Source organism: Methanoculleus sp. UBA208 (assembly GCF_002498065.1).
GTDB lineage: Archaea > Halobacteriota > Methanomicrobia > Methanomicrobiales > Methanoculleaceae > Methanoculleus.
Genome location: NZ_DAFZ01000073.1, coordinates 1 through 3051 on the forward strand (window position 1 = coordinate 1; position 3051 = coordinate 3051).

At 61.8% G+C, this 3051-nt stretch carries 3 protein-coding genes and 1 pseudogene; all 4 read right to left on the minus strand.

Going from position 1 to position 3051, the window contains the following annotated elements; genetic code table 11:
• The coding region (gene mcrA, locus BRA62_RS07840; protein ID WP_292366014.1) for a coenzyme-B sulfoethylthiotransferase subunit alpha at positions 1–1525 on the minus strand (1525 nt) is incomplete at its 3' end.
• 5 nt (positions 1526–1530) lie between these two features.
• Complete coding sequence (gene mcrG, locus BRA62_RS07845) at positions 1531–2295, minus strand: coenzyme-B sulfoethylthiotransferase subunit gamma (protein ID WP_292366015.1); 765 nt, start codon at positions 2293–2295, stop codon at positions 1531–1533.
• Positions 2296–2385: 90 nt separating this feature from the next.
• Positions 2386–2856, minus strand: coding sequence for a methyl-coenzyme M reductase operon protein D (mcrD, locus tag BRA62_RS07850; protein ID WP_292366016.1), 471 nt, complete (start codon positions 2854–2856; stop codon positions 2386–2388).
• Positions 2857–2872: 16 nt separating this feature from the next.
• Positions 2873–3051 (minus strand): annotated as a pseudogene (locus BRA62_RS07855) (methyl-coenzyme M reductase subunit beta); the annotation flags it as partial.

The window sequence follows — 3051 nt, forward strand, 5'->3', positions numbered from 1 at the left end:
TTGCGGCGTACTCGCCCTGGTGACCGACGTTCATCGCGTAGTTCGGGTAGTTCGGGCCACGGAGTTCTCCCATCAGACCACGGTCGGAGACCATGGAGAGCGAGTTTGCGGATCCGCACTGGTCCTGCAGGTCGTAGCCGAAGAAGCCGAGACGCGACCATCCGTCCTTGTGCAGGAGCATGGAGAGGTACCAGGCGTTCAGACCGGCGTTCGAGTTTCCGGTCGTGATAGAGGTCGTGAGACCGGACGCGGCGGCGATGACACCGGCACGCTGGGACCCGCCGAAGTGGTCCTCCATCATGGTCGGGAACTGCTCATACTGCTCCATGGCGTTGAGGGTGACCTCGGTGGCGAGATCGTTGACGATCTCCTGGGTCGGCTTGACCTTGTCGTTCGCGCTCGGGTTCTTCCAGTCGACCTTGTACTTGTCCTTGGCGTAGTCCATACCGTAGTAGGTGAACTCGTCGAGGATGTTGTCGGTGTAGGCCGCGGTCGCGTACTGCGTGAAGCCGACACCGCCGGACATGTAGGAGCCGAGCCAGATCTGGTCGTAGAGCATGGTTCCGGCGCCGACGACCTCGAGGGAGGCCTTCGCGGGGTCGTTGGGGTACTTCCGGTTCGCCTGGACGATGTCGCTGAAGAGACCGAACTTGATACCGCCGGGCTCGTTCGGGCCACGGGCACGCCGGGCGGGCAGGATCGAACCCATCTGGACGACGCCTGCGTGTTTTGCGGCGTAGGAGAGGTCGGCGACGGCCGCTTCACCGGCGCACATGCGGTACGCGGCGATGAAGGACATACCGATCTGCATCGCAGACCACCGGGAGGTCGTTCCACCGTCGCAGGTCCTCGAGACCGCGGTCGGGATGTGGATCGCCTGGTACATGCTCTTGCCGACTTCGGCCTTGAGTTCCTCGGCCTGCTTTGCGGGGAAGAGCTTCTCGATGTTCAGGAGGAACTGGGGCTCGATGTCGTCGGCAAGTTCCTGGTCGCCGGTGAAGACCTTGACGTAACAGTCGTCGACGAGGCCGGGGTGGGTCTCGACCATGTGCTCCTGGACGACGGCGCCGCCGGGCATCGCGTGGTTCAGGATGTGGAGGTACTCGTTGATCGTCTCGGGGGTGACTTCCTTGCCCAGACGCTTCTGCAGGGTCTGGTGAGCGAGGTCCATGCCGACGATGACGGTTCTCCTGATGTCGTCCCACATCTGCTGCATCGCAGAGTTGTTGACGAAGTGCAGGTCGTCACCCTCGACGAAGACGCCGGTGCCGGAGACCTCGTAGGTCATCAGCTGGCGCTGGCCCATCGGGATACCGCCAAGGTGGCAGCGCTCGGGGTCGTACATGGCGATGCCGCGGTCCATCTCGACGGCACGGCTCGCCTTCATGAACTCCATCTTACGGGGAGACTGGCGGACGCCGTTGAAGTTGTAGAACTCGGCAGTCTCGGACTCGACGTCCTGTCCCTGGAACTTCTCCTTGAGCGCCTTCAGGAACAGCTTCTGGGATCTCTCAATCTTTGCCATTGTAATCACTCCTCTTTCGGCATGAAGCCGTATTTCGTTCTCAGCGAGTGGATACGCTGGACGTACTCGACGTACTCGGTGTCGTCGCGGTAGGCGGTTCCTACGAGCGAGTGGTAGATCGTCGTGTGGGCCTTGAGCCACTTCTGGTCCATGGGCTTGCCGACGGCAACCGCACGGTCGAGGGGCTCACCGATCTGATTCTTGACGTACTTGACGATGCCGTCCTCCCCGAGGACGTTCCTCTGGAGCATGTCGAACATCATGCCGTCTTCAGCGAGACGGAGCGAGTGGCCGTGCACGGTCGCACCGCGGATGCCGACGAGAGCGGGGTCGAACATCTCGGTCTCGATGAGTTCCTTGGAGTATTTCTCGAGGTCACGCTCACGGCACTCGACAATCTGACGGCCGGAGAGCGTACCGGGGTCGATGCCGCGGAAGCGGTACATCTCGGTGTAGGTCCGCTGGTAGGGCTGCGAGGGGGCGTTGAACATCGAGTCCGCGAACTGGATGTAGCGGACGCGGTCGCCGGCCTGTGCACCCTCGGTGGGCTTGACGAGCTTGCGCATGGGGCAGTCGGGCTCCTGCTGCTCGGCGAGCGGCGGGTGAGCGCTCGGATATGCCGATCCGGGAGCACGGTGGCCGAGGATCAGCACGATGTCCTCATCCGTTACGGAACGAACCTTCTCAAGCTTCTGGCCTGGGTTCATCTGTTTGCGCCGGTTCTCGGCGACAATCGATGTCCCGGGACCGTACTGGGGCTTGTATGCCATTTTCCATTCACCTCAAAGTGATTGATATCTTATCCATTTCCTGTCTTGAATGAGTTTCAGCCATATTTCCGGAATTCTCGCTGCCTCTCGTCACTGTTTCGTCCGGATAATCACCGGACTCTCCCCGGAACGGGGGTCCGCGAGGCCGATGAGCGTTGTATCGGCGTCGGGCCCATACTTCGCGTAGTCCACGAGCGTCGGGGCGGTCTTCATGAACCTGCCCTCCTGGAGCCGGTAGGGGAACTCCACAAAGAAGCCGTCGCAGTGCGACCGGATCTCCTCGATGACGGAAGCGTCCTCGACCTCCAGGATAACCTCACCCACCTGGATGCGTAGCGCGATCTCGGCATCGCCGACGTGGATCGCTCTTCGATCGGAGTGCGGGTTCGGGCTTCCCCGTGCCGGGCCGTATGGGACAATCTTTGGCAGGCCGGGCCCGTGGATCATCATCCGGCGGATGCCGGCAATGCCGGCAAGCATATTGAGCAGGCGTTCGGCGGTCTGGGGCTTGAGCATCCGTATGGGCACAATCCTGACCTGCGGAAATGCGGCGTTCGTCATTCGAATCTCTGCTCGCTCAGGCTCCGTTTGCGATCTGGTTGATCGGCTTGTTGAAGACGTCGATCTTACCGTACGTTTCGGCGAAGAGCTTGGAGGTGCTCTCGGGCGAGAACATCTGGGTTCCGGCGTCGAGCGCAGCCGCAGCGACCACGCACGGGATAGCCACACCGTTTGCGTGCCGGGTCACGACGTGGT